The sequence below is a fragment of the Pseudomonas sp. B22(2017) genome (assembly GCF_002113105.1).
Lineage (GTDB): Bacteria > Pseudomonadota > Gammaproteobacteria > Pseudomonadales > Pseudomonadaceae > Aquipseudomonas > Aquipseudomonas asiatica.
The window spans coordinates 115,673-141,814 of the sequence record NZ_NEJN01000003.1; the positions used below are offsets into that span (position 1 = coordinate 115,673).

24 protein-coding genes are annotated in these 26,142 nt (G+C 64.4%); 8 read left to right on the plus strand and 16 right to left on the minus strand.

Going from position 1 to position 26,142, the window contains the following annotated elements; all coding sequences use genetic code 11:
- Positions 1 to 81: 81 nt before the first annotated feature.
- The 3 genes from CAG18_RS08120 to CAG18_RS08130 all read left to right on the plus strand — a co-directional run bounded on the left by CAG18_RS08120 (position 82) and on the right by CAG18_RS08130 (position 2,130).
- A complete protein-coding gene (locus CAG18_RS08120; RefSeq protein WP_015269165.1) occupies positions 82 to 423 on the plus strand; it encodes a hypothetical protein in 342 nt (113 codons plus the stop codon).
- 451 nt (positions 424 to 874) lie between these two features.
- Entirely contained in the window at positions 875 to 1,288 is a 414-nt protein-coding gene (locus tag CAG18_RS08125) for a DUF4398 domain-containing protein (protein ID WP_085720719.1), read from the plus strand.
- Positions 1,289 to 1,338: 50 nt separating this feature from the next.
- Positions 1,339 to 2,130, plus strand: a complete 792-nt coding sequence (locus CAG18_RS08130) for an OmpA family protein (protein ID WP_015269164.1) — start codon at positions 1,339 to 1,341, stop codon at positions 2,128 to 2,130.
- A gap of 161 nt (positions 2,131 to 2,291) precedes the next feature.
- Here CAG18_RS08130 and CAG18_RS08135 read toward each other — a convergent pair whose 3' ends face one another.
- The 15 genes from CAG18_RS08135 to CAG18_RS08200 all read right to left on the minus strand — a co-directional run bounded on the left by CAG18_RS08135 (position 2,292) and on the right by CAG18_RS08200 (position 18,641).
- Positions 2,292 to 2,618, minus strand: a complete 327-nt coding sequence (locus CAG18_RS08135; RefSeq protein WP_085720720.1) for a hypothetical protein — start codon at positions 2,616 to 2,618, stop codon at positions 2,292 to 2,294.
- Positions 2,615 to 3,538 (minus strand): alpha/beta hydrolase, encoded by a 924-nt coding sequence (locus tag CAG18_RS08140; protein ID WP_054573217.1) that lies wholly within the window; start codon positions 3,536 to 3,538, stop codon positions 2,615 to 2,617. The genes CAG18_RS08135 and CAG18_RS08140 overlap by 4 nt, the downstream gene beginning before the upstream one ends.
- Positions 3,510 to 4,787, minus strand: a complete 1,278-nt coding sequence (locus CAG18_RS08145) for a flavohemoglobin expression-modulating QEGLA motif protein (protein WP_013971219.1) — start codon at positions 4,785 to 4,787, stop codon at positions 3,510 to 3,512. Before CAG18_RS08145 ends, CAG18_RS08140 begins: the two co-directional genes overlap by 29 nt.
- A 178-nt stretch (positions 4,788 to 4,965) precedes the next feature.
- The gene (locus tag CAG18_RS08150) at positions 4,966 to 5,514 is read right to left on the minus strand and encodes a hypothetical protein (RefSeq protein WP_003258915.1); all 549 of its coding nucleotides are present in this window, start codon (positions 5,512 to 5,514) and stop codon (positions 4,966 to 4,968) included.
- Between the two features lie 29 nt (positions 5,515 to 5,543).
- Positions 5,544 to 6,248, minus strand: coding sequence for a TetR/AcrR family transcriptional regulator (locus CAG18_RS08155; protein ID WP_015269162.1), 705 nt, complete (start codon positions 6,246 to 6,248; stop codon positions 5,544 to 5,546).
- A 211-nt stretch (positions 6,249 to 6,459) separates the two neighbouring features.
- The gene (gene lysS / locus CAG18_RS08160; protein ID WP_013971217.1) at positions 6,460 to 7,962 is read right to left on the minus strand and encodes a lysine--tRNA ligase; all 1,503 of its coding nucleotides are present in this window, start codon (positions 7,960 to 7,962) and stop codon (positions 6,460 to 6,462) included.
- A 92-nt stretch (positions 7,963 to 8,054) separates the two neighbouring features.
- Positions 8,055 to 9,150, minus strand: a protein-coding gene (gene prfB / locus CAG18_RS26345; RefSeq protein ID WP_096009945.1) for a peptide chain release factor 2 whose coding sequence is annotated in 2 segments (ribosomal slippage) — positions 8,055 to 9,077 and positions 9,079 to 9,150 — 1,095 coding nt in all. Because the reading frame shifts where the segments join, the coding sequence is not laid out codon by codon here.
- 111 nt (positions 9,151 to 9,261) lie between these two features.
- Positions 9,262 to 10,266, minus strand: a complete 1,005-nt coding sequence (gene wspR / locus CAG18_RS08165) for a Wsp signal transduction system regulator diguanylate cyclase WspR (protein ID WP_025337936.1) — start codon at positions 10,264 to 10,266, stop codon at positions 9,262 to 9,264.
- A 51-nt stretch (positions 10,267 to 10,317) separates the two neighbouring features.
- Positions 10,318 to 11,331, minus strand: coding sequence for a Wsp signal transduction system protein-glutamate methylesterase WspF (gene wspF, locus CAG18_RS08170; RefSeq protein ID WP_013971215.1), 1,014 nt, complete (start codon positions 11,329 to 11,331; stop codon positions 10,318 to 10,320).
- The gene (locus tag CAG18_RS08175; protein ID WP_085720721.1) at positions 11,328 to 13,631 is read right to left on the minus strand and encodes a hybrid sensor histidine kinase/response regulator; all 2,304 of its coding nucleotides are present in this window, start codon (positions 13,629 to 13,631) and stop codon (positions 11,328 to 11,330) included. Before CAG18_RS08175 ends, wspF begins: the two co-directional genes overlap by 4 nt.
- Positions 13,628 to 14,290: a chemotaxis protein CheW gene (locus CAG18_RS08180; protein WP_085720722.1), complete on the minus strand. Its 663-nt coding sequence runs from the start codon at positions 14,288 to 14,290 to the stop codon at positions 13,628 to 13,630. Before CAG18_RS08180 ends, CAG18_RS08175 begins: the two co-directional genes overlap by 4 nt.
- The gene (locus CAG18_RS08185) at positions 14,287 to 15,561 is read right to left on the minus strand and encodes a protein-glutamate O-methyltransferase CheR (RefSeq protein ID WP_015269157.1); all 1,275 of its coding nucleotides are present in this window, start codon (positions 15,559 to 15,561) and stop codon (positions 14,287 to 14,289) included. Before CAG18_RS08185 ends, CAG18_RS08180 begins: the two co-directional genes overlap by 4 nt.
- On the minus strand, positions 15,558 to 16,064 hold the full coding sequence (locus tag CAG18_RS08190; RefSeq protein ID WP_015269156.1) for a chemotaxis protein CheW: 507 nt from the start codon (positions 16,062 to 16,064) through the stop codon (positions 15,558 to 15,560). Before CAG18_RS08190 ends, CAG18_RS08185 begins: the two co-directional genes overlap by 4 nt.
- Positions 16,065 to 16,069: 5 nt before the next feature.
- Positions 16,070 to 17,692 carry a methyl-accepting chemotaxis protein gene (locus tag CAG18_RS08195; RefSeq protein ID WP_015269155.1) on the minus strand — a complete coding sequence of 541 codons (1,623 nt, stop codon included), beginning with the start codon at positions 17,690 to 17,692 and terminating at the stop codon, positions 16,070 to 16,072.
- Between the two features lie 256 nt (positions 17,693 to 17,948).
- Positions 17,949 to 18,641 (minus strand): tellurite resistance TerB family protein, encoded by a 693-nt coding sequence (locus tag CAG18_RS08200; protein ID WP_015269154.1) that lies wholly within the window; start codon positions 18,639 to 18,641, stop codon positions 17,949 to 17,951.
- Positions 18,642 to 18,859: 218 nt separating this feature from the next.
- Here CAG18_RS08200 and ydcS point away from each other — a divergent pair, with 218 nt between their 5' ends.
- The 5 genes from ydcS (at position 18,860) to CAG18_RS08225 (ending at position 24,348) form a co-directional block, all read left to right on the plus strand.
- Positions 18,860 to 20,011, plus strand: a complete 1,152-nt coding sequence (gene ydcS / locus CAG18_RS08205; protein ID WP_039612798.1) for a putative ABC transporter substrate-binding protein YdcS — start codon at positions 18,860 to 18,862, stop codon at positions 20,009 to 20,011.
- 148 nt (positions 20,012 to 20,159) lie between these two features.
- Positions 20,160 to 21,197 carry an ABC transporter ATP-binding protein gene (locus CAG18_RS08210; protein ID WP_061303175.1) on the plus strand — a complete coding sequence of 346 codons (1,038 nt, stop codon included), beginning with the start codon at positions 20,160 to 20,162 and terminating at the stop codon, positions 21,195 to 21,197.
- Position 21,198: 1 nt separating this feature from the next.
- A complete protein-coding gene (locus tag CAG18_RS08215) occupies positions 21,199 to 22,110 on the plus strand; it encodes an ABC transporter permease (RefSeq protein ID WP_015269151.1) in 912 nt (303 codons plus the stop codon).
- Positions 22,100 to 22,906 (plus strand): ABC transporter permease, encoded by an 807-nt coding sequence (locus CAG18_RS08220; protein WP_085720723.1) that lies wholly within the window; start codon positions 22,100 to 22,102, stop codon positions 22,904 to 22,906. Before CAG18_RS08215 ends, CAG18_RS08220 begins: the two co-directional genes overlap by 11 nt.
- Before the next feature lie 17 nt (positions 22,907 to 22,923).
- Complete coding sequence (locus CAG18_RS08225) at positions 22,924 to 24,348, plus strand: gamma-aminobutyraldehyde dehydrogenase (protein WP_085720724.1); 1,425 nt, start codon at positions 22,924 to 22,926, stop codon at positions 24,346 to 24,348.
- Positions 24,349 to 24,412: 64 nt separating this feature from the next.
- Here the strand turns inward: CAG18_RS08225 and CAG18_RS08230 are convergent, their stop codons facing one another.
- On the minus strand, positions 24,413 to 25,519 hold the full coding sequence (locus tag CAG18_RS08230) for an NADH:flavin oxidoreductase/NADH oxidase (protein WP_054573212.1): 1,107 nt from the start codon (positions 25,517 to 25,519) through the stop codon (positions 24,413 to 24,415).
- Positions 25,520 to 26,142: the final 623 nt, after the last annotated feature.

A 26,142-nucleotide genomic window follows, 5' to 3' on the forward strand; every position in this document is an offset into this window, starting at 1 on the left:
CGTGATCGGCCAAAGCAAACTAAAGTGAAAGCACGACACTCCCATGCATTGCAGCCCTTTCAGGCGTCAACAGAGGTCAGCATGAAAATCCGTGAACTCGCCCAGCACTGGGAACAGAATGCCGCCGGTACCCTCAGCCCCACGGGCCATGTCCTGCATCTGGACCTTGAGTCCGAAGCGCGCCTGGCCGCGCTGATCGACATGTACCCCAAGCGCACCGCCGAGGAACTGCTCGGAGAGCTGGTCGCGGCAGCCCTCGAGGAACTGGAGGCCAGCTTCCCCTATGTGCAAGGCCGCCAGGTCATTGCCACCGACGAGGAAGGCGACCCGCTGTACGAGGACATCGGCCCTACTCCGCGCTTTCTGTCACTGTCGCGACAGCATCTGCACGCCCTGAGCAACCCAGCAGCCGACAGCGAATAGCTAAGGTGTAGGTCATGAGTTTTGCAGCGCCCGGGAGATCGAGCGCCGCCCGCGCGGCGCTTCGCAGCGCAAGGCTGCTCCTACATCTGTTTCGGGCCAGTCACGCCTGTGCCAGTGCACGCGACCACCTTGTTCGTACAACGCGATATCGAGCCATGCGCCAAAGCGTTCGCGCACAAACCTCACAGGAATAATTGGCCCGAAATAGATGTAGGAGCAGCCTTGCGCTGCGAAGCGCCGCGCGGGCGGCGCTCGATCTCCCAGGCGCCACAAACCCCAAACATGATCAAATTTTTCTGAACTATCCAAAAAACGCGTCAGTCACAGCCAATAGCCATCACGCTAAAACCCTGCACACCTGCCGTTGTGCACCGTTGAGCTGAAGCGCGCGCACGTGTCAGGGAACGAGCGATGGACTGCTACGGACAACGTCGTAAACAGGAGTGATCCAATGGAACTGACCACCAAGAACACCCGCATCTACAAACCCGCATCCACTCATGTGCGCGGGTTCAAGCTGGCAGCGCTGGCCCTGGGCAGCAGCCTGGTCCTGGCCGGCTGTGCGGGCAACCCGCCCACCGAGCAGTATGCAGTCACCCAGTCCGCCGTGAACTCGGCCGTCAGCGCTGGCGGCACCGAGTTCGCCGCCGTGGAAATGAAAGCGGCCCAGGACAAGTTCAAGCAGGCCGAGATCGCCATGCATGACAAGAAATACGACGACGCCAGGCGCCTGGCCGAACAGGCCGAATGGGACGCCCGCCTCGCCGAACGCAAGGCCCAGGCGGCCAAGGCCCAGAAGGCAGTGCAGGATGCCCGCCAGGGCGTTCAGGACGTACGTGAGGAAGGCCTGCGCAGCGCTCAGTGAGCCCTGCCCTGCCCACCTCGGTCTTCGCACACGATCAAAGGATGAACACTATGCGCAACTACGTCATGATTCCCGCCCTGCTGGCCCTGAGCGTCGGCCTTGCCGCCTGCTCGCACGACCCTAACGCCAACCTCGAATCGGCCCGCACCAACTTCTCCTCGCTGCAGAGCGACCCGCAATCGAGCAAGGTTGCGGCGCTGGAGACCAAGGACGCCCAGGACTGGCTGAACAAGGCCGACAAGGCCTACATGGACCGTGAAGACGAGAAGAAGGTCGACCAATTGGCCTACCTGACCAACCAGCGCGTCGAAGTGGCCAAGCAGACCATCGCCCTGCGCACTGCCGAAAGCGAACTGAAGAACGCTTCGGCCCAGCGCGCCCAGGCCAAGCTTGACGCACGCGACGCACAGATCGCCAAGCTGCAGGACAGCCTCAACGCCAAGCAGACCGACCGCGGCACGCTGGTCACCTTCGGAGACGTGCTGTTCGACTTCAACAAGGCCGAACTCAAGAGCAACGCCTACCCGAACGTCACCAAGCTGGCGCAATTCCTCCAGGAAAACCCGGAACGCAAGGTGATCGTCGAGGGTTACACCGACAGCGTCGGCTCGGCCAACTACAACCAGGGCCTGTCGGAGCGCCGCGCCAACAGTGTACGCATGGCACTGGTACGTGCTGGCGTCGACCCAGCGCGCATCGTCGCCCAGGGCTATGGCAAGGAGTACCCGGTAGCGGACAACTCGAGCAATTCGGGGCGTGCGCAGAACCGCCGGGTGGAGGTGACCATCTCCAACGACAACCAGCCGGTGGCACCTCGCTCTGTGAGCCAGGTACAGCAGTAAGGCTGGCTAGCTGAACTGACAAGCCCCGCGATCGAAGCGGGGCTTTCTTTTGCCTGTGCTGGCCCTTTCGCGGCTGAAGCTGCTCCCACAGGGACTGGCGCGGTCCCTGTAGGAGCGGCTTCAGCCGCGAAAGGGCCAGCACAGGCAGCAGAGATAATGGCTCACTGCACCTGCTGCGGCGTTTCCTCGCCCATGCAACGCACAGCGCGCTTGCGGTTGTCCACCAGCACCCCTGTCAGGCCTTTCTGCTGGGTATCGAACAGCACCAACACGCCGTCGACGCACTGGGCCATTTGTGGTGCCGGGTCCAGCGAGACCTTGTAGTCCTCGCCGGGGATGGTCTTGAGCATGGTGAAGTCCTGCAGCAACAGGGCATCTTCGGGCTTGGCGAAATGCAGGTAACCGTAGTACCACAAGGCCCCCACCGTCACGATGATGCTGCAGACACCGGTCAGGATCAGCGGGATGGCGTTGCGTTCTTCACTCATTGCTTGTTCTTCTCGTCAGGGTAATTGGGCACTTCGGCCAGCCGCCGCAGGCCGTTGAAATGGCTGGGGTCGTCAAGAAAACGCAGCATGACCTGGCGCCAGGTCGGGTCGGCGAAGGTCTGCACGTGGCCACCACGGGTCAGTTGCAGCACCCGCGGCGCTGGCGCGTGCTGGTACAGGCGGATGCCGTTGTCCATCGGCACCAGGGTATCGTCGATGCTGTGGAAGAACAGCTTGGGCGGGCTGCTCAGCTGTTCGATCGAGCGGATCGCGCTGTCGCCGTCCGGCACCAGCCACGACAGCGGCACCTGCAGCGGCCAGGTCATCCACGAGGTGCTGAGGGCAAAGCGCCCGACCGCACGGTAACTGGCCGGCACACCATCGAACACCAGGGCGTTGAAACGCTGGCGCTGCTCCGGATGGGCCGCCAGGTAGTGAATGGCCATGGCCCCGCCAAGGCTCTGCCCCAGCAGCACCAGCGGCTTGCCCTTGACCTCGGGCGCCTGCTCCAGCCAGGCCATGGCCGCGGCGATGTCCTGGTACACTTCGGGCAGGCTCGGCTCGCCCTGGGACAGGCCATAGCCGCGGTAATCGATCATCAACACCTGGTAGCCCTGCTCCGGCAGCCAGTAGCTGCCGCCCAGGTGCCCAGGCAGGTTGCCGCCATTGCCATGCAGGTGCAGCACCGTGCCCTTGACCTCGACCCCGGCCTTGGCCGGCAACCACCAGCCGTGCAGGCGGATGCCATCAGCAGTGATCAAGGTGACATCGCGGTACTCGAGCCTGGCCCGCTCGGGCGTGAACGGCTGGCCGCGCTCGGGATAGAACAGCAGGCTGCTGCAACCGCCCAGGCCCAGCAGGATCAAACCCAGGGCCAGCAGGCGGCAGCACTCAGAGAATGTTCGCGTAATCGGCTTCAATACGGTCCAGGCTCAGGTGGTTGAGGAAGTTGGAGAAGCACATCCAGGCCGACAGCGCATTGAGGTCGCGGAACTGCTCGGGCAGGTACTTGGGCGGCTCGACCAGGCCTTCCTCGACCAGCTGTCGCAGGGTACGCATGTCTTCCAGGGTGGTCTTGCCACAGAACAGCAACGGGATCTGTTCGAGCTTGCCCTTCTTCACGGCCAACTGAATGTAGTTGTAAACCATGATGAAGCCTTTGAGGTAGGACAAGTCCTTGGTAAATGGCAGGCCATTGGGCACCGACCCGCGGAACACCCGGCTGGCGTTGCTGTAGCTCTGCGCCATCTCGAACCCCTGCTCGCGGAAGAAGTTGTAGATCTGCATGAAATCGGCACCCTCCTCGACCATGTGGATGGCGCGGGTGCGGTTGGTGAGCTTGCGCAGGCGGCTGGGGTAGGAGGCGAAGGCGATCACCTCCATGAGGATGGCCAGGCCTTCCTGGGTCACCGTCGACGAGGGCGGGCCCTTGGCCAGGAAGGTACAGATCGGCTGGTTCAGGCCGTTGAGCGTGGTGCCGACATGCACCAGCCCTTCGTGCACCTCCAGGGCGCGCACGTCACGGGAGTTGAACATGGCGTCGGCACGCACCTTGATGTAGTCGGCCCCGGCCGCGGCATCGGCGACGATACCGTCGGACTCGAACACACGGATGGTCTCTTCGGCCTCGCCAAACACCTTGTTCAGCCGGTGCTGGAGGATTTCCACGGCCTCCTTGGCGGTGAGGTTCTTCGGTTCGTCCTTGAGGTCGCCACGGCCATCGATGTTGTTCAGGTAGTCCGACAGCATCAGGCCGAGGTCGGCCAAGGTCGGATCACCAGCGTGGAAGGCATCCGAGGCAGCGCCGTACAGTTCCTGGGAGATCAGCCCGAAATCCTCGGTGCCACGCGCTTCGAGCATGCGCACCACCATGCGGTATTCGCGGCACATGCGCTTCATGATCTGCCCGACCGGGTTGAACTGGCCGAGCTGGCGAATGATGTCGCGCTCGATGCCCTGAAACTCGGCCTTGACCGCGCTGGAATCGAACGCCAGCGGGCGCGACTGGTAGTAGGCACGGTCGACAGCCGGCGGCTCCTTGCCCTTGGCCTTGAGGAAACCCTGGCGGATGTTGTCGTCCCACTTCACCGCGTCCAGAACCCGGATCGGGGTCTGTGCCGCGACGATGCGGTCGGACAGGGCGCGGATGGTTTGCTGGTATTCGTCCACCGGGGACTCCTTATTGGAACAAAGTGCCAAGCCTTGCTTTGCCTGTACCGGCCTCGGTTCCTGTAGGAGCAGCCTTGTGCTGCGAAGAGGCCATTAGCGGCAACTGAAATGGTTTGCCCTACTGGCCTCTTCGCAGCACAAGGCTGTTCCTACAGGGGACCTGGGCCGGCACAGGTAATTACTTGCCGGAGCGCTGGAACCGCGCCACTTCAACGAACAGGTCGGAGTTGGCCGGGTCGTCCAGGTACGCCAGCACCCGCGCCGATGGGCTGTCGATCAGCACGCCGTCGCCGTTGTCTTCCGGCACTTCGGTGCTGCGCCCGGTCAGCTCCTTCTTGTCCACCGCCTGCTGCACCTGCTCGACATCCAGGTTGTAGACCACCAGTTCCTTGCCATCGACGATATCGAAACCGCCGATCAGGAAATTGCCACCCAGGCGCTTCGGCACGCCAGCCGACAGGTACCAGCGGTTGCCGTGGCGCGACACGGTGAACACGTATTCCTCAGGGGCTTTGCCTTTGGCCGTGGCCACCGCCTTGTAGGCATCACCGCCGCTACGGCTGATCACCAACTTCAGCGGCTCGCCCCAGGCGTCCTTGCTGCTCCACTTGCCGAGCAGGGCCTTGGGCGCCGCCTGGTTGCTAGGCAAGGGCTCGTGGAAGGTCACCAGACAACCGCCCAGCAGCAGGAATGACAGAGTCAACAACACCACACGCCAGGCTTTCATCAGGTTCTCCTTGAAAAGTCAGTCTCGGCTCAGGCCGATGCAAGCACCAGCTGCAGGTATCGGCTAAGCATAGCGAGCATCTGCCCATCGGCTTGCGCGTTCGCATCCTTGAGCAGGCCCTGATATTCCATCTGCTCGATAATCGCCGTCAACATTTGGGCGTCCTGTTCCGGTTGTTGCGAGCCCACCACCTGCAGCAATTGGCGGGTGCCATGCAGCAGGATCTGTTCATGGGCGCACACCAGTTGAGCCAGGCGCGGGCACAGTAGCGCCTCCTGGCGGAAGGCCTGCTCGGCCATCAGAAAATCACGGCGGTTCAGCAACTGTCGCTGCACGTAGTCGGCAGTCATGCGTGCTACCTCGTCAGCCAGACGTGCCCGCGCCTGCGGGCTGCCGTCACCCTGGGCCAGCAACTGGCGCAACACCACCTCGGTATTGGCCCACAGCTTGGCCATATAGGCGGCGCTGCGTTCGACGTACTGGGCAAAGGTATCGGTGAGCAGGTCCTCGATATCCTTGAAGTAGTAGGTGGTGGCCGACAATGGCACACCGGCCTCGGCGGCGACGGCGCGATGGCGCACACCGCGTACGCCATCGCGCACGACAATGCGCATGGCGGCGTCGAGGATCAATTGGCGACGCTGCTCGCTGCCCTGGCGGGCAGTCTTGCGGCCTTGGTATTGCACGCTTTCGGCGACGGCGGTGGCGATGCCGGCGGCGCCCTGGTGAGGCATTGCGGGTGTCACAGGGGGTACCTCATGGTTCAAGTCATCTGCAGCCTGTACCGGCCCTATCGCCGGCAAGCCAGCTCCCACAGGTACTGCACAAGTCCTGAAGATTGTGGGAACCCTGTGGGAGCTGGCTTGCCGGCGATAGGGCCGGTACTGACAACATAAAGCTTCAGGCAAGAAAAAGCCGCCTCGAAAGGCGGCTCATTCAATTCACTCAGGCCTGCGGACGCATGTGCGGGAACAGGATCACGTCGCGGATCGACGGCGAGTTGGTCAACAGCATCACCAGGCGGTCGATACCGATACCTTCACCTGCAGTCGGCGGCATGCCGTACTCCAGTGCGCGAACGAAGTCGGCGTCGTAGTGCATGGCTTCGTCGTCACCGGCGTCCTTCTCGGCCACCTGGGCCAGGAAGCGCTCGGCCTGGTCTTCGGCATCGTTGAGCTCGGAGTAGGCGTTGGCGATCTCGCGGCCACCGATGAACAGTTCGAAACGGTCGGTAACAGCCGGGTTGTCGTCGTTGCGACGGGCCAGCGGCGATACTTCGAACGGGTACTCGGTGATGAAGTGCGGCTGCTCCAGCTTGTGCTCGACCAGCTCTTCGAAAATCATCACCTGCAGCTTGCCCAGGCCCTCGTGGCCCAGCACCTTGGCACCGGCCTTTTTGGCGATGTCGCGGGCGCGGTCGACGTCCTGCAGGTCGGCAGCGGTCAGCTCCGGGTTGTACTTGAGGATCGAGTCGAATACCGACAGGCGGGCGAACGGCTCGCCGAAGTGGAACACCTTGTCGCCGTACGGCACGTCGGTAGTGCCCAGTACCAGCTGCGCCAGCTCGCGGAACAGTTCCTCGGTGAGGTCCATGTTGTCGCGGTAGTCGGCGTAGGCCTGGTAGAACTCGAGCATGGTGAATTCAGGGTTGTGACGAGTCGAAACGCCTTCGTTACGGAAGTTGCGGTTGATCTCGAATACCTTCTCGAAGCCACCAACCACCAGGCGCTTGAGGTACAGCTCCGGCGCGATACGCAGGAACATGGCCATGTCCAGGGCGTTGTGGTGGGTTTCGAACGGCTTGGCTGCGGCACCGCCCGGGATGGTTTGCAGCATCGGCGTCTCGACTTCGAGGAAGTCGCGCTCGATGAGGAACTTGCGGATGTGCGAGATCACCTGCGAACGCACACGGAAGGTGTGGCGGGTTTCTTCATTGACCATCAGGTCGACGTAACGCTGGCGGTAGCGCTGCTCGGTGTCGGTCAGGCCGTGGTGCTTGTCGGGCAGCGGGCGCAGCGACTTGGTCAGCAGGCGCACGTTGGTCATTTCGACGTACAGGTCGCCCTTGCCGGAACGGGCCAGGGTACCTTCGGCGCTGATGATGTCGCCCAGGTCCCAGGTCTTGACCGCAGCCAGGGTCTCTTCCGGCAGGGTCTTGCGGTTGACGTAGACCTGGATACGGCCGGTCATGTCCTGAATGACCATGAACGAGCCGCGGTTGAGCATGATGCGGCCGGCAACCTTGACCGGAATCGCTGCAGCTTCCAGTTCTTCCTTGGTCTTGTCCGCATACTGCTTCTGCAGGTCGTTGCAGTAGCTGTCGCGACGGAAGTCATTGGGGAAGGCATTGCCCTTGGCGCGCTCGGCGGCAAGCTTTTCCTTGCGCAGGGCGATCAGGGCGTTTTCTTCCTGTTGCAGGTCTTGCGCTTCGGTCTTGAGGTCGCTCATTTCGTCATTCTTTCCATCAGGTGTTCGGTGCCCCTTTCGGGCAGGGCACGCGGTACCGGCCCAGGCCAGGTACCGCGGCGGTTGTGTGCGATTTACAGCCCTTGCTTGAGGCTCGCTTCCAGGTACTGGTCGAGGTCGCCGTCCAATACCTTCTGGCAGTCGCTGCGCTCGACACCGGTACGCAGGTCCTTGATACGCGAGTCATCCAGCACGTAGGAGCGGATCTGGTGGCCCCAGCCGATGTCCGACTTGCTGTCTTCCAGCGCCTGCGAGGCGGCGTTGCGCTTCTGCATTTCCAGCTCGTACAACTTGGCCCGCAGCATTTTCATGGCGGTGTCCTTGTTGGCGTGCTGGGAGCGTTCGTTCTGGCAGGCCACCACGGTGTTGGTCGGTACGTGGGTAATACGCACCGCCGAGTCGGTGGTGTTCACGTGCTGACCACCGGCACCGGAGGAACGATAGGTGTCGATACGCAGGTCGGCCGGGTTGATCTCGATCTCGACCTTGTCGTCGATCTCGGGCGACACGAACACCGCCGAGAACGAGGTGTGGCGACGGGCACCGGAGTCGAACGGGCTCTTGCGCACCAGGCGGTGCACGCCGATCTCGGTGCGCAGCCAGCCGAAGGCGTACTCGCCCTTGATATGCACGGTGGCGCCCTTGATGCCGGCGACTTCACCTTCGGAAAGCTCGATGATGGTGGCATCGAAACCACGCTTGTCGGCCCAGCGCAGGTACATGCGCAGCAGGATGTTGGCCCAGTCCTGCGCCTCGGTACCGCCGGAGCCGGCCTGGATGTCCAGGTAGGCGTTGTTCATGTCCATCTCGCCGCTGAACATGCGACGGAACTCAAGCAGGGCCAGGGACTCTTCCAGGGCTTGCAGCTCGGTCTCGACGTCGCTTACGGCGCCTTCATCCTCTTCCTCGACGGCCATGTCGAGCAGGTCCTTGCAGTCGGACAGGCCATTGGACAGTTTGTCCAGGGTCTCGACGACCTGCGCCAGCATGGCACGCTCGCGGCCCAGGGCCTGGGCGTACTCGGGCTTGTTCCAGACGTTGGGGTCTTCCAGCTCGCGGTTGACTTCGATCAGGCGGTCATGCTTGTGATCGTAGTCAAAGATACCCCCGAATGGACTGGGAACGCTCGGTGAGGTCCTTGATGGTGTTCAGGATCGGTTGGATTTCCATGGGCTGGCTACTCGCACGAATTCGGTGAAAAGCCTGCGAGTATAACCGAGTCCGCCGCAGGGCGGCAGACCCGCCGGGCGCCGAATGGCTGCAATTACCGTGCAGGCCCTGTCAGGCGATGCCAACCTGGTTGCGCCCGCCATTCTTGGCCTGGTACAGGCCTTTGTCCGCAGCCGAGATCAGTTGCCGGCTATGGCTGCCGATGGACGGAGTCTGGGTAGCCAGGCCAATGCTCACGGTCAGATACGAGTCGGGCACCGGCGCGGTGTGCGGGATGCCCAGGCCGAGCACGGTCTGGCGCAGCTTCTCGGCCACCAGGCGTGCCCCACCCGGCGAGGTGTTGGGCAATACCAGGACGAATTCCTCGCCGCCATAGCGCGCCGGCAGGTCGGTCGGCCGCGAGCACGAGCCGCGGATCGCCTCGGCCACCTGGCGCAAGGCCTCGTCACCGGCCAGGTGGCCAAAGCTGTCGTTGTAGGCCTTGAAGTAGTCCACGTCGATCATCAGCAGCGACAACTGCTGCTGCTCACGCATGGCCCGGCGCCATTCCAGTTCCAGGTACTCGTCGAAGTGGCGGCGGTTGGACAACCCGGTCAGGCCATCGGAGTTCATCAGCCGCTGCAGCATCAGGTTGGTATCGAGCAGTTGCTGCTGGCTGACACGCAAAGCGCGGTAGGCCTCGTCGCGCTGCAACAGGGTAAGGTAGGAACGCGAGTGATAGCGGATGCGCGCCACCAGCTCGATGGTGTCCGGCAGCTTGACCAGGTAATCGTTGGCCCCGGCAGCAAAGGCTGCGCTCTTGACCAGCGGGTCTTCCTTGGTCGACAGGACGATGATCGGAATGTCCTGGGTCGCCGGGTTGTTGCGGTATTCACGCACCAGGGTCAGCCCGTCCAGGCCAGGCATGATCAGGTCCTGCAGGATCACCGTGGGCTTGATGCGCACGGCCTGGGCCACCGCCTGGTGCGGGTCGGCGCAGAAGTGGAAGTCGATGTTCTCTTCATGGGCCAGGCCACGCCGCACCGCCTCGCCGATCATGGCCTGGTCGTCGACCAGCAGCACCATCGCCGAGTTCTCGTTGGGGGTCGTGAAACCTTCGATCGGTAAATCATTCATACCTGTTCACCCGATCACTGCCGGCCTGGCGGCGTGATTCAATACACTTCGTCATTTTGCGAAAAATTCCATCAAGCGCCCGGCTATGCGTTCCAGCGGGCGGATTTCCACTGCGGCATCGATGGCCGCAGCGGCCTTGGGCATCCCGTACACCGCACTGCTGGCCTGGTCCTGGGCAATGGTCAGGAAACCCTGCTGGCGCATCAGCTTCAGGCCCTGGGCACCATCGCGACCCATGCCGGTAAGCAACACACCCACCGCATCGCCGGTCCAATAGCGCGCCACACTCTCGAAGAACACATCGATCGAGGGCCGGTAAATTTCATTGACAGGTTCGGCAGTGTAGGCCAGTTGGCCGTTCTGTAGCAGGCGGATGTGGTGATTGGTGCCGGCCAGCAATACCTGCCCCGGCTGTGGTGGCTCGCCCTCACGGGCCAGGCGCACCGGCAAGCCGGCGGCGCTGCTGAGCCATTCTGCCATGCCCGCGGCAAATACCTGGTCCACATGCTGGACCAGCACGATGGCCGCCGGAAACGCCGCCGGCAGGCCCTTGAGCAGTACTTCGAGGGCCGCCGGGCCGCCAGCGGACGAACCGATCGCAACCAGCCCGCGGTGCTGTGACGCCGCCCGCACGGGTGCGGCGACCGGGCGTGCGGCCGGTGCGCGCTGCTGACCAATCAACCAGCTTATGTTGAGGATCTTGCGCAGCAGTGGCGCTGCCGCTTCACGCGGATCGCCCGCCCCCAGCGCCGGCGTGTCGACCACGTCGAGGGCGCCGTGGCCCATGGCCTCGAATACCCGGTGCACGTTCTGCTTGCGATCGACCGTGACGATGACGATGGCGCAAGGGGTTTCGGCCATGATCCGCCTGGTGGCCTCGACGCCATCCATGACCGGCATGATCAGGTCCATGAGGATCAGGTCTGGCTGCTGCTCGGTGCAGCGCTGCACCGCCTCGGCGCCATTGCTGGCCACCCACACCACCTGGTGCGCCGGTTCGAGGGCAACCGCCCGGCGCAGCGCCTCGACGGCCATGGGCATGTCGTTGACGATGGCGATCTTCATCCCTGAGCACCTCCGATCAGCTCAACCACAGCATCCAGCAACGCATCGTCATGGAAACTGGCCTTTGCCAAATAGTAGTCGGCGCCGGCATCCAGGCCCCGCCGTCGGTCTTCCTCACGGTCCTTGTAGGACACCACCATCACCGGCAGCGATTGCAGGCGCTGGTCGCGGCGTACCAGGGTGACCAGCTCGATGCCGTCCATGCGCGGCATGTCGATATCAGTGATCAGCAGGTCGAAGTCCTCGCCACGCAAGGCGTTCCAGCCGTCCATGCCATCCACCGCCACGGCCACGTCGTAGCCACGGTTGCCGAGCAGCTTGCGCTGCAGTTCACGCACGGTCAGCGAATCATCGACCACCAGGATGCGCTGGCGCGCCACGCCACGGGTGCCGCTGCTGCCGCGGTCGATGCGTTCCAGGCTGCCGGTGCTGAGCAGCTTCTCCACCGAACGCAGCAGGTCCTCCACATCGACGATCAGCACCACCGAGCCATCGTCGAGCAGGGCACCGGAAGAGATGTCCTGCACCTTGCCCAGCCGTGGGTCGAGCGGCATCACCACCAGCACCCGCTCGCCCACCAGTCGCTCCACGGCTACCCCGTACAACTGCTCGCGCTCGCGGATCACCACCACGCGCAGGTTGCTCTCCTGCGTTTGCCCGGCCGGGCGATTGAGCAGTTGGCTGGCCGCGACCAGGCCTATGTGCCGGCCTTCGTGCCAGAAATGCTGGCGCCCCTCGATCTGCACGATCTCTTCGGCACTTACTTCGAGCGTGCGTTCGATATGAGCGAGCGGGAAGGCATAGGCCTCGCCACCCACCTCGACCACCAGGCTGCGCACAACCGACAAGGTCAGTGGCACCTGCAAATGGAAACGGCAGCCCTGCCCGGCCAGCTGGGTCAGCTCTATCGAACCGCGCAGCTCCCGGATCATGTGCTGCACCGCATCCAGGCCGACACCGCGCCCGGACACCTCGGTGACTTTGTCGCGCAGGCTGAAACCGGGCAGGAACAGGAATGTCAGCAACTCTTCCTCGCTCATGCGCGCCACCGTGTCAGCGGGCGACAGGGCGCGCTCGACAATGCTGCTGCGCAGGCGTTCGAGGTCGATGCCGGCACCGTCGTCGATCAGTTCAAGGCTGAGCATACCGGCCTGGTGCGAGGCCCGCAGGCGGATCACGCCCTCCTCCGCCTTGCCCGCCAGCAGGCGCCGCTCGGGCAGCTCGATGCCGTGGTCGACCGCGTTGCGCAACAGGTGGGTCAACGGTGCCTCGAGCTTTTCCAGCACATCACGGTCGACCTGGGTCTTTTCCCCTTCCACCAACAGCCGCACCGGCTTGCCCAGCGAACGACCAAGGTCGCGCACCATGCGGCTCTGGCCGGTCAGCACATCGGCAAACGGCCGCATCCGGCAGGCCAGCGCGGTGTCGTAGAGCAGTTGTGCGCGCTGGCTGGCCTGCCAGCCGAACTCGTCCAGGTCGGCAGCCTGCTGCTGCAGGATCTGCTGGGTTTCCGCCAGCAGGCGCTGGGTCTGTGCCAGGGCTTCGAGCACCTCGCTGCTCTGGCCACTGTCCTCCAGTTGCAAGCGCAGGCCATCAAGCGCCTGCATGCCCTGGCCGTGCATGCGCTTGAGGCGCTGCAGGGTGGCCAGGTAAGGCTTGAGCCGCTGGGTTTCCACCAGCGACTTGCTGGACAGGTCGAGCAGGCTGTTGAGGCGGTCGGCGGTGACCCGCAGCACCCGCTCCGTACCTTCGCCGGTGCGCTTGCCGGCCTTGCGACGCGGGGCCAGCTCGGGCTCGGGCTCAGGCTCCAAGGGTTCGACGGGTAGCGGCAAAGGTTCGGCTTGCACGGTTTGCGCCGGCGCTTCCGGCAGCGCTGGCACGGCTGGCGGCGCGGGGGGCAAGGCTGCCGTCCCCGGGTCGAGCAGGTTGGCCATTTGCGCAAGGAACACCGGCAGGGTCGCCTGCGCCCCGGCATCGCCAGGCGTGGCGATGCGCATCAACAGGTCGGTGCCCTGCAACAGGGCATCGATATGCTCGGCGCTCAGCCGCAGGCGACCCTCCTGGGCGGCCACCAGGCAGTCCTCCATGACATGGGCAACGCTGACGCCAGCGTCCACCCCGACGATCCGCGCCGCACCCTTCAGCGAGTGGGCCGCGCGCATGCAAGCCTCAAGCTGGTCGGCCTGCGTGGGATTACGCTCCAGCGCCATCAGGCCGGCACTGAGCACCTGGGTCTGCGCCTCGGCCTCCAGGCTGAACAGTTCGAGCAACGATGCGTCGCGCATTTGCTCTGGGGTCATGACAGGCTCCGCTGCACGGCAGACAGTAAATGTTGATCGTCCAGTACCCGCACACTGCGGCCACGCCATTGCAGGACCGCTGCGGTGAAGTGGGAGGCGTCCTGCCCGCTGTTCAGCAGCAGCGGGTCGAGCCGGTGAATGCCGTCGATTTCCTCGACCGCCATCACCACCGGCCCGCCCTCCGCGGCCAGGATCAGCATGCGTGGCATCGCCCGGCCGCCACGTTGCTCGGCAGCGCTGGCCTGCACACCCAGCAAGTCAGCCAGTGACAGGCACGGCACCAGCGCACCACGTACGTTGGCCACCCCCTGCAGCACCCGCGAGCGCTGGTGCGGCAGCGAATGCACCGCCTGCAGCGGGGCAATTTCGGCCAGGCAGGCGGTGGGCAGCGCCAGCCATTCTTCGCCAAGGCGGAACAGCAGCATGGAGCGGCCAGTGTTTTCCTCCACCGGCGCAGCCACGGCGGCCTGGTGGTCCTGCATAAGTGCGTAGCGGTCGAGCAGGCGTGTGGCCGCTGTGGCATATACCTCGCAGTTGCGACAGTGAACATGACGCTCCAGCAATGGGCACTGCTTGTCGCCGTGCACGCCAATGCGGTTCCAGCAGTCATCGACGTGCGTGTCAGCCTCGGCGAGCAATTGCATCGCGGATTCCTTCATCGTTCAGACTCCCGGCCAACCCGCGCGGCGCGCTCCTGCAGGCGCCGGGCACCGGCCAGGTCACCCTGGGCTGCCAGCAAGGCAGCCAGGTGTACCAGCGCCTCGGAGTGCTGCGGTTCCAGGTACAGGGCTTTGCGATAGTGGGTCAGAGCCTGCTGCGCATCGCCTTCGGTGTCGCTGAGCAGCCCCAGCCAGTAGTAAACCTGCGCCGAAGGCGCGAACTGGCCCAGGTAGCGCTGGCATTCGGCACGGGCCTGCTCGCTGGCACCGGCGTTGGCAAGCCGGGCAATGCTGGCCAGCAACTCAGTTGCATCCTCGCGTTTGTGCTCGCGCGCTGGTGCTGGCTTGGCGGCAAAGGGGAGCACCCGCAATGGGCGCGGCAACGCTGCGCTCGGTAACGGAGAGCCTGGCTTGGCAGGTGCTGGCGACGTGCGACGCAAGGGCTGGACCGGGGGCGTAGCCAGCGCAGCGCTACCGCCCTCCTGGCGCACGTAGGCGAACGACTGGGCAATCCCCAGCGGGCGCATGCCCAACCGCGCCAGCAAGCTGCCTTCGGCGGGGCCGATGAACAGTACGCCCTGTGGATGCAGCAAGCGCTTGAGCACTTCGAACACCCGTTGCTGGGTCGGCACGTCGAAATAGATCAGCAGGTTGCGGCAGAACACGAAGTCGTACAGGCCATCGCGGCTGGCCAGGGCCGGGTCGAGTACGTTGCCCACCTGCAGGCTTACTTGGTCACGCACCCGCTCATGCAGGAGGTGGCCTTCGTCGAGCGCATCGAAGTAACGCTCGCGAAAGCCCAGGTTACTGCCACGGAAGGCATTGCGCCCGTACACGGCCTGCCCGGCCTTGGCCACGGAACTGGGGCTGATGTCCATGCCGTCGATCATGAACGCCCCCGGCGCGATACCGGCATCGAGCAAGGCCATGGCCAACGAATAGGGCTCCTCGCCGGTCGAGCAAGGCAGGCTGAGCAAGCGCAGCGGGCGCGCCCCGGCCAGCTCGGCCAGGCGCTTGTGCGCCAGGCTGGCCAAGGCGGTGAAGGATTCGGGGTAACGGAAGAACCAGGTTTCCGGAACGATGACCGCTTCGATCAACGCCTGTTGCTCATCCGTCGACTGCTGCAGGTGCAGCCAGTAATCATCCAGGTCCGCGGCGTCCACGGCCACGCAACGCTGGCGCAGCGCACGCTCGACCATGGGCGCGCCCACCGACTCCACGTCCAGGCCAATGCGCTCGCGCAAGTAGCGGAAGAAATGCTGTTCGTTCATGTCGGCATCCCTGTCGGATCACCCGCATACAGCAACTCGTGCACGGCATCGGGGAGCAGGTCGTTGACTTCGATGCGCTGCAACAAGCCCTGCTCATCCTGACGCACCGGGCCCAGGTACGGGGCCTCGCCGCTGTCCACGCCATACGGCTGGAACTCGTCGGGGTGGCAACGCAGGGTTTCGGTGGCCTGCTCCAGTATCAGACCAAGCTGTAGGCCGACTCGGTAGTGCACCAGAACCAGGCGGGTACTGGTGCGCTGCGCTGCCGGTTGGCCGAAGCTCAATGCCGCCAGGTCGACCACTGGTACCAACAGGCCTCGGTGCGCAAGGATGCCTGCGACCCAGGCAGGTGCCTTGGCGATCGGTTTCAGCGGCTGACGCGGCAGCACCTCGATCACCTCGTGCACGCTCAGGGCAAAGCGTTGCTCCCGAATGCGAAACTGCAGGTACAACGCCCCCTTGGCGTTGCCCGTCCGCGCGGCCCGCGATTGCAAGTCGTTCATCGCGGTCAGACTTTGAAGCGCGACACGCCGCCACGCAGGCCCGCGGCCACCTGGCTCAGCTCATCGATGGCGAAACTGGCCTGGCGCAGCGACTCGACTGTCTGGGTGCTGGCATCGCTGAGCTGGGCCAGCGCCTGGTTGATCTGCTCGGCACCGGTGGCCTGGGCCTGCATGCCTTCGTTGACCATCAGCACGCGCGGCGCCAGGGCCTGCACCTGGTGGATGATCTGGCTGAGCTGTTCGCCCACCTGCTGCACCTCGAACATGCCGCGGCGCACTTCTTCGGAAAACTTGTCCATGCCCATGACCCCGGCCGACACCGCCGACTGGATCTCGCGCACCATCTGCTCGATGTCGTAGGTGGCAACGGCGGTCTGGTCGGCCAGGCGGCGCACTTCGGTGGCCACCACGGCAAAGCCCCGGCCGTACTCGCCGGCCTTTTCCGCTTCGATGGCAGCGTTGAGCGACAGCAGGTTGGTCTGGTCGGCAACCTTGACAATGGTCACCACCATCTGGGTGATGTTGCTGGCCTTTTCGTTGAGGATGCCCAGCTTGGCGTTGACCAGGTCGGCGGCACCCATCACCTGGTGCATGGTTTCTTCCATGCGTGCCAGGCCCTGCTGGCCGGAGCCGGCCAGGCTGGAGGCCTGGTCGGCGGCCGAGGTGACTTCGGTCATGGTGCGCACCAGGTCACGCGAAGTGGCGGCGATTTCCCGCGAGGTGGCGCCGATTTCGGTGGTGGTGGCGGCCGTTTCGGTGGCGGTGGCCTGCTGTTGCTTGGAGGTTGCGGCAATTTCGGTCACCGAGGTGGTCACCTGCACCGACGAACGCTGGGCCTGGGCCACCAGGTTGGCCAGGGCCTCGGCCATTTCGTTGAAGCCGCTTTCGATGGCGCCGAACTCGTCCTTGCGGTCCAGGCTCAGGCGCATGCTCAGGTCGCCGGAGCGCAGTTTGTCGAGGGCATGGACAATGCGTTGCATGGGCGCGGTGATGGCGCGCATCAGCAACAGGCCGCAGATACCGGCGGCGATGATCGCCAGCAGCAGCGAAACCATCATGCTGCCCTTGGCGGTGCTCACGGCGCCGACGATCTCGTTGGTGTCGGTGTCGGCGGCGGCCCGGTTGTGCTCGATCACTTCGTTCAGAAGCTTGCGGCCTTCTACCCAGGCCGGGGTCAGCACATCGGTGATCAACCGCTGGGCTTCGGCATAGTCGTGCTTTCGATAGGCTTCCAGCACCTGCTCGATGATCTTGAGGTAGGCAACCTCCATCTGGATGAAGGCGTCGAACCGCGCCTGGTCGTCATCATCCTGAATGGTGCCCTGGTAGCTGGCCATGTGCTCTTTCAGGCGGTCCTGGAAGCTCTTGAACAGTTCCGCATCGGCCGAGGTGAATTCACGCTGGTTGGACAGGCCTACCAACTGCTGGCTAGCCACGTAACCGTCGACCCAGGCACTGCGGATCATCGAGCTGTAGTAGAGGCCGGGAATGCTGTCGGTCCCCACTGCCTGTTCGGCGGATGCGATGGTCACCAACCGCGAGTAGGCGGCCACGATCATCAGCAGCATGATGGCGATGATCACGGCGAAACTTGCCAGGATCCGTTGGCGCAAGGTCCAGTTCTTCACATTCAGCCCTCAGGAATTCACAACGAGCGGGAAAAATCGCCGAAGTATAGCCCAGGCGCCCAGTGCTCATGCGGCTGAAATGTGGGGTGACCAGGTAACCTTGCCGACAGACCGGTCATTTGTGCCCAACGCCATTGGGGCCGCTGTGCGGCCCATCGCCGGCAAGCCAGGCTCCCACCTCGACCGCATGACCTCAGGTCATGTGTGATCCCTGTGGGACCCGGCTTGCCGGCGATGGGCTGCAACGCAGCCCCCATCACTGGCCGGCGGCAAGCCTTGCCTGGCTTTCCAGCTCCTGGCGCAGGGCCGGGTCCAGGCGCAGCTGGCGGGCCAGTTCGTCCAGGTAGGCGCGCTCCATGAAGTTTTCCTGGTCGACCATCATCACGCTGGCCAGGTACATCTCGGCGGCCATTTCCGGCGTTTGCGCGGCACGGGCCACTTCGGCCGGGTCCAGCGGCTTGTTCAGCTCGGCATGCAGCCAGTGCTGCAACTCGCGGTCGTTGTCCAGGCGGGTGAATTCACCCTCGATCAGCGCACGCTCGCGTTCATCGATATGGCCATCTGACTTAGCCGCCGCCACCAGCGCCCGCAGCACCGCCTGGCTGTGCAGTTCGGCCTGGGCCGGCGGCAGGCGGTCGACGGTCTGCGGCTCGGCGGCGGCCACCTGCTGGCGCGCCTGCCAGTTGCCGTAGGCCTTGTAGGCCAGCACACCGAGCGCGGCCAGGCCGCCATAGGTAAGGGCCTTGCCGCCATACTTGCGGGCCTTCTTGTTGCCCAGCAGCAAGCCCATGGCGCCCGCCGCCAGGGCGCCGCCACCGGCACCGGAAAGCAGGCTGCCAAGGCCGCCGGCACTGGCGCCTGGCTTGCCAGAGCTGCCCTTGCCGGCCTGGCTGGCGAGCAAGTCCTGGCCGGACTTGAGCAACTGGTCGAGCAATCCCCGGGTGTTCATCAAACGGTCTCCACGTTGGCCAAGGGAGCCGTCAGGTTAAGCCCTGCCCGCCCGATCGCCATGGGGGGATTTGCTTCCGGATGTTGCATTGGCTGGCAAAAAGCCAACTAGACTCGATATCGCCAATACCGCGCGTAAACCGCACTACGCCTATAACGCTCGCTTCACGGCTTGCTTGATGACTGCCCCGACCAAAATCTCCAAGAAGAGGGAACACCATGTCAGTGCACAAGACCGCATTGCTCGGCGCAACCGCCTGCGCCGTGCTGGCCAGCGCCAGCCTGCAGGCTGCCGAACCGCCCAAGGCCCTGGGGCCCGGCGAGGGCCGCCTGGACATCGTCGCCTGGCCCGGCTACATCGAGCGCGGTGAAAGCGACAAGGCCTACGACTGGGTGACCGGCTTCGAGAAGGAAACCGGCTGCAAGGTCAGCGTCAAGACCGCCGCCACCTCGGACGAGATGGTCAGCCTGATGACCAAGGGCGGCTATGACCTGGTCACCGCCTCGGGCGATGCCTCGCTGCGGCTGATCGCGGGCAAGCGGGTACAGCCGATCAACACCGACTTGATCCCCAACTGGAAGAACATCGACCCACGGCTGCAGAACGGTGGCTGGTACGTGGTCGACAAGCGGGTCTACGGCACCCCGTACCAATGGGGCCCGAACGTGCTGCTGTACAACACCGACGTGTTCAAGCAGGCGCCCACCACCTGGGGTGTGCTGTTCGAGCCGCAGAACCTGCCCGACGGCAAGCCGAACAAGGGCCGCGTGCAGGCCTACGATGGGCCGATCTACATCGCCGATGCGGCGTTGTACCTGAAGACGGCCAAACCGGAGCTGGGCATCCAGGACCCGTACGAGCTGAGCGAAGCGCAGTACAAGGCCGTGCTGGAGCTGCTGCGCCAGCAACAACCGCTGATCCACCGCTACTGGCATGACGCCACGGTGCAGATGAGCGACGTGAAAAACGAAGGCGTGGTTGCCTCCAGCTCCTGGGGCTACATGGTCAACGGCCTGAAGGCCGAGAAGCAGCCCGTGGCCTCGACCATTCCCAAAGAAGGCGCGACCGGCTGGGCCGACACCACCATGCTGCACAGCGAGGCCAAGCACCCCAACTGTGCCTACAAATGGATGGACTGGTCGCTGCAGCCGAAAGTACAGGGTGACGTGGCGGCCTGGTTCGGTTCGTTGCCGGCGGTGCCGGCGGCCTGCACCGGCAACGAGCTGCTGGGGGCCGAGGGCTGCAAGACCAACGGTTTCGACAACTTCGACAAGATCGCCTTCTGGAAAACCCCGCAGGCCCAGGGCGGCAAGTTCGTGCCGTATAGCCGCTGGACCCAGGATTACATTGCGATCATGGGCGGGCGCTGAGGGTTTCTTCACCTGTACCGGCCCTATCGCCGGCAAGCCGGCTCCCACAGGGCCCGCATAGGCCTTGAAGCCTGCACAGTACCTGTGGGAGCTGGCTTGCCGGCGATAGGGCCGGCACTGGCAATACAAGAACAACCGAGTACCGCCTATGCCCCTAGCCGTCCAGTTCACCCAGGTTTCCCGCACCTTCGGCGAGGTCAAGGCCGTCGACCAGGTCAGCATCGACATCATCGATGGCGAATTCTTCTCCATGCTCGGCCCCTCTGGCTCGGGCAAGACCACCTGCCTGCGCCTGATCGCAGGCTTCGAGCAACCCACCAGCGGTTCGATCCGCATCCACGGTGTCGAAGCTGCGGGCGTACCGCCCTACCAGCGCGACGTCAACACCGTATTCCAGGACTACGCCCTGTTCCCGCACATGAACGTACTGGACAACATCGCCTACGGCCTGAAGGTAAAAGGCGTGGCCAAGGCCGAACGCCACAGCCGCGCCGAAGAAGCCCTGGCGATGGTGGCCCTGGCCGGCTATGGCGCGCGAAAGCCGGCGCAGTTGTCCGGTGGCCAGCGCCAGCGCGTGGCCCTGGCCCGCGCGCTGGTCAATCGGCCACGGGTACTGCTGCTGGACGAGCCGCTTGGCGCGCTGGACCTGAAGTTGCGCGAACAGATGCAGGGCGAGCTGAAAAAGCTGCAACGCCAGTTGGGTATCACCTTCATCTTCGTCACCCACGATCAGACCGAGGCGCTGTCGATGTCCGATCGCGTCGCAGTATTCAACCGCGGCCGTATCGAGCAGGTCGACACCCCACGCAACCTGTACATGCAGCCGGCCACCACCTTCGTCGCGGAATTCGTCGGCACCTCCAATGTGCTGCGTGGCGAACTGGCCATGGCGCTCAATGGCAGCCCGGCCCCCTTCTCCATCCGCCCCGAACACATCCGCCTCGGCGACCCGGCCACAGCCAGCCAGCACGTCCAGGTCAGCGGCCTGCTGCGCGATATCCAGTACCAGGGCAGTGCCACCCGCTACGAGCTGCAGCTGGACGGCGGCCAGCTGCTGGCGGTGAGCCAGGCCAACGACCGCTGGCAGGCGCAGGCACAGGCACAGGCATGGCAAACAGGGCAACGGGTACAGGCGCACTGGCCCCGTGAAGCCATGACAGTGCTGCAGGAAACGGAGGGCCGCTGACATGAGCACGCTGCGCGGCCTGTCCAACCTGCTGTACCGGCGCCCCAACCTGTACCTGGCCCTGCTGCTGATCCCACCGCTGACCTGGTTCGGCGCGATCTACCTGGGCTCGCTGCTGAACCTGCTGTGGCAAGGCTTCTATACCTTCGACGACTTCACCATGGCGGTGACCCCGGACCTGACCCTGGGCAATTTCGCCGCGCTGTTCAACCCGTCGAACTTCGACATCATCCTGCGCACCCTGGGAATGGCGCTGGCGGTGTCGCTGGCCAGCGCGGTGCTGGCCTTCCCCATCGCCTACTACATGGCGCGCTACACCAGCGGCAAGACCAAGGCATTTTTCTACATCGCAGTGATGATGCCGATGTGGGCCAGCTACATCGTCAAGACCTACGCCTGGACCCTGCTGCTGGCCAAGGGCGGCGTGGCCCAGTGGTTCGCCCAGCAACTGCACCTGGATGCCCTGCTGCAAATGGTGCTGACGGTGCCGGGCGTGGGCGGCAGCACGCTGTCGACTTCGCACCTGGGGCGCTTCATGGTGTTCGTGTACATCTGGCTGCCGTTCATGATCCTGCCGATCCAGGCCTCGCTGGAACGCTTGCCGCCGTCGCTGCTGCAAGCCTCGGCAGACCTGGGCGCCAGGCCCGGCCAGACCTTCGTGCAGGTGATCCTGCCGCTGTCGATCCCGGGCATCGCCGCCGGTTCGATCTTCACCTTCTCGCTGACCCTGGGCGACTTCATCGTGCCGCAGCTGATCGGCCCGCCCGGCTATTTCATCGGCAGCATGGTCTATGCCCAGCAAGGGGCGATCGGCAACATGCCGATGGCCGCCGCGTTCACCCTGGTGCCGATCGTGCTGATCGCGGTGTACCTGTCCATCGTCAAGCGACTGGGGGCCTTCGATGCACTCTGAAAAAGCCTCGACCGGGCTGCGCCTGGCGGCCTGGGGCGGATTGCTGTTCCTGCACTTCCCGATCCTGATCATCTTCCTGTACGCCTTCAACACCGAAGACGCGGCGTTCAGCTTCCCGCCCAAGGGCTTTACCCTGAAGTGGTTCGCCGTGGCCTTTGCCCGGCCCGATGTGCTGGAAGCGATAAAGCTGTCGCTGCAGGTGGCCTGCCTGGCCACGCTGATCGCCCTGGTGCTCGGCACGCTGGCCTCGGCGGCGCTGTACAGGCGCAGCTTTTTCGGCAAGGAGAGCATTTCGCTGATGCTGATCCTGCCCATTGCCCTGCCTGGCATCATTACTGGCATCGCCCTGCTCTCGGCGTTCAAGAGCCTGGGTATCGAGCCCGGCGTGTTCACCATCGTGGTCGGCCACGCCACGTTCTGCGTGGTGATCGTCTACAACAACGTGATCGCCCGCCTGCGGCGCACTTCGCAGAGCCTGATCGAAGCTTCGATGGACCTCGGTGCCGACGGTTGGCAAACCTTCCGCTACATCATCCTGCCCAACCTCGCCTCGGCGCTGCTGGCCGGTGGCATGCTGGCCTTTGCCCTGTCGTTCGACGAAATCATCGTCACCACCTTTACTGCCGGCCACGAGCGCACCCTGCCGATCTGGCTGCTCAACCAGCTCAGCCGCCCGCGCGACGTGCCGGTGACCAACGTGGTCGCCATGCTGGTGATGCTGGTGACCATGCTGCCGATACTTGGCGCCTATTACCTGACCCGTGGCGGCGAAAGCGTCGCGGGCAGCGGCAAATGACCCTGGAGGAGTCCCCGATGCAAACGCAGATGCTGATCAATGGCCAACTGGTCGCTGGCGAAGGCCCGGCCTGGACCGTGCTCAACCCGGCGCTGGGCAGTGCCCTGGCGCAGATCAACGAAGCCAGCGAGGCCCAGGTGGACAGCGCCGTGCGCGCCGCCGACCAGGCCTTCGACAGCTGGTCGCAAACCAGCCCCAAGGAACGCTCGCAAGCCTTGCTGGCACTGGCCGACGCTATCGAAGCCCATGGCGACGAACTGGCCCGACTGGAATCGCAGAACTGCGGCAAGCCGCTGAGCGCCGCGCTGAATGATGAGATCCCGGCAATTGCCGACGTGTTCCGCTACTTCGCCGGTGCGGCGCGCTGCATGGGCGGCTCGGCAGCCGGCGAGTACCTGCCGGGCCATACTTCGATGATCCGCCGCGACCCGCTGGGCGTGGTGGCCTCGATCGCGCCGTGGAACTACCCGTTGATGATGCTGGCGTGGAAGATCGCCCCGGCCCTGGCTGCCGGCAACACGGTGGTGATCAAGCCCTCCGAGCTGACCCCGCTGACCGCCCTGCGCCTCGGCGAACTGGCCCGGGACCTGCTGCCACCGGGGGTGCTGAACATCCTCTTCGGCCGTGGCCAGACGGTCGGCAACCCGCTGGTCAACCACCCCAAGGTGCGCATGGTGTCGCTGACCGGCTCGATCCCCACCGGCGCGCACATCATCAGCGCCACCGCCGACAGCGTGAAACGCATGCACATGGAACTGGGCGGCAAGGCCCCGGTGCTGGTGTTCGACGATGCCGACATCGATGCCGCCATCGACGGCATCCGTACCTTCGGCTTCTACAACGCCGGCCAGGACTGCACCGCCGCCTGTCGGCTGTACGTGCAGGATGGCATCTACGAGCGTTTCGTCGAACGCCTGGGGGCCGCGGTGGCCAGCCTCAAACCGGGCCTGCAGGAAGCCGAGGACACCGAACTGGGGCCACTGATCAGTGCCCAGCACCGCGACAAGGTCGCAGGGCTGGTGCAACGGGCCATCGCCCAACCGCACATTCGCCTGGTGACCGGTGGCAAGGCGATCGAGGGCGACGGTTTCTTCTTCGAACCGACCGTACTGGCCGACGCCCTGCAGGACGACGAAATCGTGCGTAATGAAGTGTTCGGCCCGGTAGTGTCGGTGACCCGCTTCAACGACGAAGCGCAGGCGCTGGAATGGGCCAACGACTCCAACTACGGCCTGGCCTCATCGGTATGGACCCGCGACACCGGCCGCGCCCACCGCCTGGCGGCGCGCCTGCAGTATGGCTGCACCTGGGTGAACACCCACTTCATGCTGGTCAGCGAAATGCCCCATGGCGGGCAGAAGCATTCGGGGTATGGCAAGGACATGTCGATGTATGGGCTGGAGGACTACACCTGTGTGCGGCATGTGATGATCAAGCACTAGTCCAGGGTTGAATCTACTGGCCTCTTCGCGGGCTTGCCCGCGAAGAGGCCTGTGCAGGTAGAACCTAGTCCCGCAGGTCCGACTCGTGAATCGGGTTGGCCCGGCTGGTGGCGCGCTGGTATTGCGCTGGCCAGGTAGCTTTGTTGCCGCCCAGGTCGTCGTCGGCATGCAGCGGCCAGTACGGGTCGCGCAGCAGTTCGCGGGCGAGGAAGATGATGTCGGCCTGGCCAGTGCGCAGAATGTGCTCGGCCTGGGCCGGTTCGGTGATCATGCCCACGGTGCCGGTGGCGATTTCCGATTCCTTGCGCACACGCTCGGCGAAGCGCGTCTGGTAGCCCGGGCCGGTGGGGATTTCGGCGTTGACCGAGGTGCCGCCGGAGGACACGTCGATCAGGTCGACGCCCAAACCACGCAGGCGGCGGGCCAGTTCGACGGTTTCATCCGGGTTCCAGCCGTCCTCGACCCAGTCGGTTGCCGATACCCGCACGAACAGCGGTAACTCGGCAGGCCAGACCTTGCGCACGGCCTCGACCACCTGCAGGGTCAGGCGGATGCGGTTTTCGAAGCAACTGCCGTATTCGTCGCGACGCTGGTTGCTCAGCGGCGACAGGAACTGGTGCAACAGGTACCCGTGGGCGGCATGGATTTCGACCACCTTGAAACCGGCCTTCAGGGCGCGCTCGGTCGAGGCGACGAAGGCGTCGATCACACCCTGAATCTCATTGTGGTTCAACTCGTGCGGCGTCGTGTGTTGCGGGTCGAAGGCGATTTTCGACGGGCCCACCGGCTGCCAGCCGCCCTCCTCGAGCTTGACGCTGCCTTGCTTGCCCAGCCATGGGCGATAGGTGCTGGCCTTGCGCCCGGCGTGAGCCAGCTGGATGCCGGGCACGCTCCCCTGGGCGGTGATGAAACGGGTGATGCGTTGCAGCGGGGCGATCTGAGCGTCGTCCCACAGGCCGAGGTCTTCAGCGGTGATGCGGCCATCGGCGGTCACCGCCACGGCTTCAGTGATTACCAGGCCAGCGCCACCCACGGCGCGGCTGCCTAAATGGACAAGGTGCCAATCATTGGCCAGGCCATCGACGGCGGAATACTGGCACATCGGCGAAACGGCGATGCGGTTGGGCAGGGTCAGCTGACGCAGGGTGTAAGGCTCGAGCAGCAGGCTCATGAGGGCACCTCCCAAGGACTCCAATGGTGATCCGGCCCGGACACTCAATTGCACGTCCCTGGCCCAGGTCCGGTCATAACTTCAGACTAGACCAGAATGGTTGGGGGGGAGGTTCCATGGGATTTCGGGTGGGATGCGAGGGGGGGGTGGATCGAGAGTGGTGGCGCCTATGAGATCGAGCGCCGCCCGCGCGGCGCTTCGCGGGGCAAGCCCGCTCCCACATTTGTTGCAACGTGCCAAACCTGTCAGGCCATGGTTGCCCGCTTTGTTGGCCTGACGATGTCTCCCCGTTGGCGCGGCTGCCACCCCACATGTCTTCACTCATGCACCAAGGCTGACAACCATGGCCTTGCAGGCATGGCCACGTTGCAACAAATGTGGGAGCGGGCTTGCCCCGCGAAGCGCCGCGCGGGCGGCGCTCGATCTCCTAGGCGACATCACTCTCAAGGCAGGCACATGGCAGCCCTGACCGTCGCTAAAGGCAAACCCTCTGACAGGCATTTCAGATATCCCCTACGAGTCGGATCTGGTGATACCTGGCCTGAGGAAATACCCTACATGTTCTGTCGACAGGCATCTGATTGTTCCTGGAAACACTGCCACTTAGTCTTTTCAGGTCGCTG

Excerpts from the sequence above, each read along its gene's own strand:
- CAG18_RS08135 (WP_085720720.1), bottom strand. The coding sequence starts at position 2,618 with ATGAGTGAAGAACGCAACGCCATCCCGCTGATCCTGACCGGTGTCTGC.
- wspR (WP_025337936.1), bottom strand. The coding sequence starts at position 10,266 with ATGAATGATTTACCGATCGAAGGTTTCACGACCCCCAACGAGAACTCG.
- CAG18_RS08185 (WP_015269157.1), bottom strand. The coding sequence starts at position 15,561 with ATGAACGAACAGCATTTCTTCCGCTACTTGCGCGAGCGCATTGGCCTG.
- CAG18_RS08190 (WP_015269156.1), bottom strand. The coding sequence starts at position 16,064 with ATGAACGACTTGCAATCGCGGGCCGCGCGGACGGGCAACGCCAAGGGG.
- CAG18_RS08230 (WP_054573212.1), bottom strand. The coding sequence starts at position 25,519 with ATGAGCCTGCTGCTCGAGCCTTACACCCTGCGTCAGCTGACCCTGCCC.
- CAG18_RS08210 (WP_061303175.1), top strand. The coding sequence starts at position 20,160 with ATGCCCCTAGCCGTCCAGTTCACCCAGGTTTCCCGCACCTTCGGCGAG.
- CAG18_RS08155 (WP_015269162.1), bottom strand. The coding sequence starts at position 6,248 with ATGCCTCACCAGGGCGCCGCCGGCATCGCCACCGCCGTCGCCGAAAGC.
- CAG18_RS08150 (WP_003258915.1), bottom strand. The coding sequence starts at position 5,514 with ATGAAAGCCTGGCGTGTGGTGTTGTTGACTCTGTCATTCCTGCTGCTG.
- wspF (WP_013971215.1), bottom strand. The coding sequence starts at position 11,331 with ATGAAGATCGCCATCGTCAACGACATGCCCATGGCCGTCGAGGCGCTG.
- CAG18_RS08125 (WP_085720719.1), top strand. The coding sequence starts at position 875 with ATGGAACTGACCACCAAGAACACCCGCATCTACAAACCCGCATCCACT.
- CAG18_RS08200 (WP_015269154.1), bottom strand. The coding sequence starts at position 18,641 with ATGAACACCCGGGGATTGCTCGACCAGTTGCTCAAGTCCGGCCAGGAC.
- CAG18_RS08225 (WP_085720724.1), top strand. The coding sequence starts at position 22,924 with ATGCAAACGCAGATGCTGATCAATGGCCAACTGGTCGCTGGCGAAGGC.
- ydcS (WP_039612798.1), top strand. The coding sequence starts at position 18,860 with ATGTCAGTGCACAAGACCGCATTGCTCGGCGCAACCGCCTGCGCCGTG.
- CAG18_RS08180 (WP_085720722.1), bottom strand. The coding sequence starts at position 14,290 with ATGAAGGAATCCGCGATGCAATTGCTCGCCGAGGCTGACACGCACGTC.
- lysS (WP_013971217.1), bottom strand. The coding sequence starts at position 7,962 with ATGAGCGACCTCAAGACCGAAGCGCAAGACCTGCAACAGGAAGAAAAC.
- CAG18_RS08215 (WP_015269151.1), top strand. The coding sequence starts at position 21,199 with ATGAGCACGCTGCGCGGCCTGTCCAACCTGCTGTACCGGCGCCCCAAC.
- CAG18_RS08220 (WP_085720723.1), top strand. The coding sequence starts at position 22,100 with ATGCACTCTGAAAAAGCCTCGACCGGGCTGCGCCTGGCGGCCTGGGGC.
- CAG18_RS08120 (WP_015269165.1), top strand. The coding sequence starts at position 82 with ATGAAAATCCGTGAACTCGCCCAGCACTGGGAACAGAATGCCGCCGGT.
- CAG18_RS08175 (WP_085720721.1), bottom strand. The coding sequence starts at position 13,631 with ATGACCCCAGAGCAAATGCGCGACGCATCGTTGCTCGAACTGTTCAGC.
- CAG18_RS08130 (WP_015269164.1), top strand. The coding sequence starts at position 1,339 with ATGCGCAACTACGTCATGATTCCCGCCCTGCTGGCCCTGAGCGTCGGC.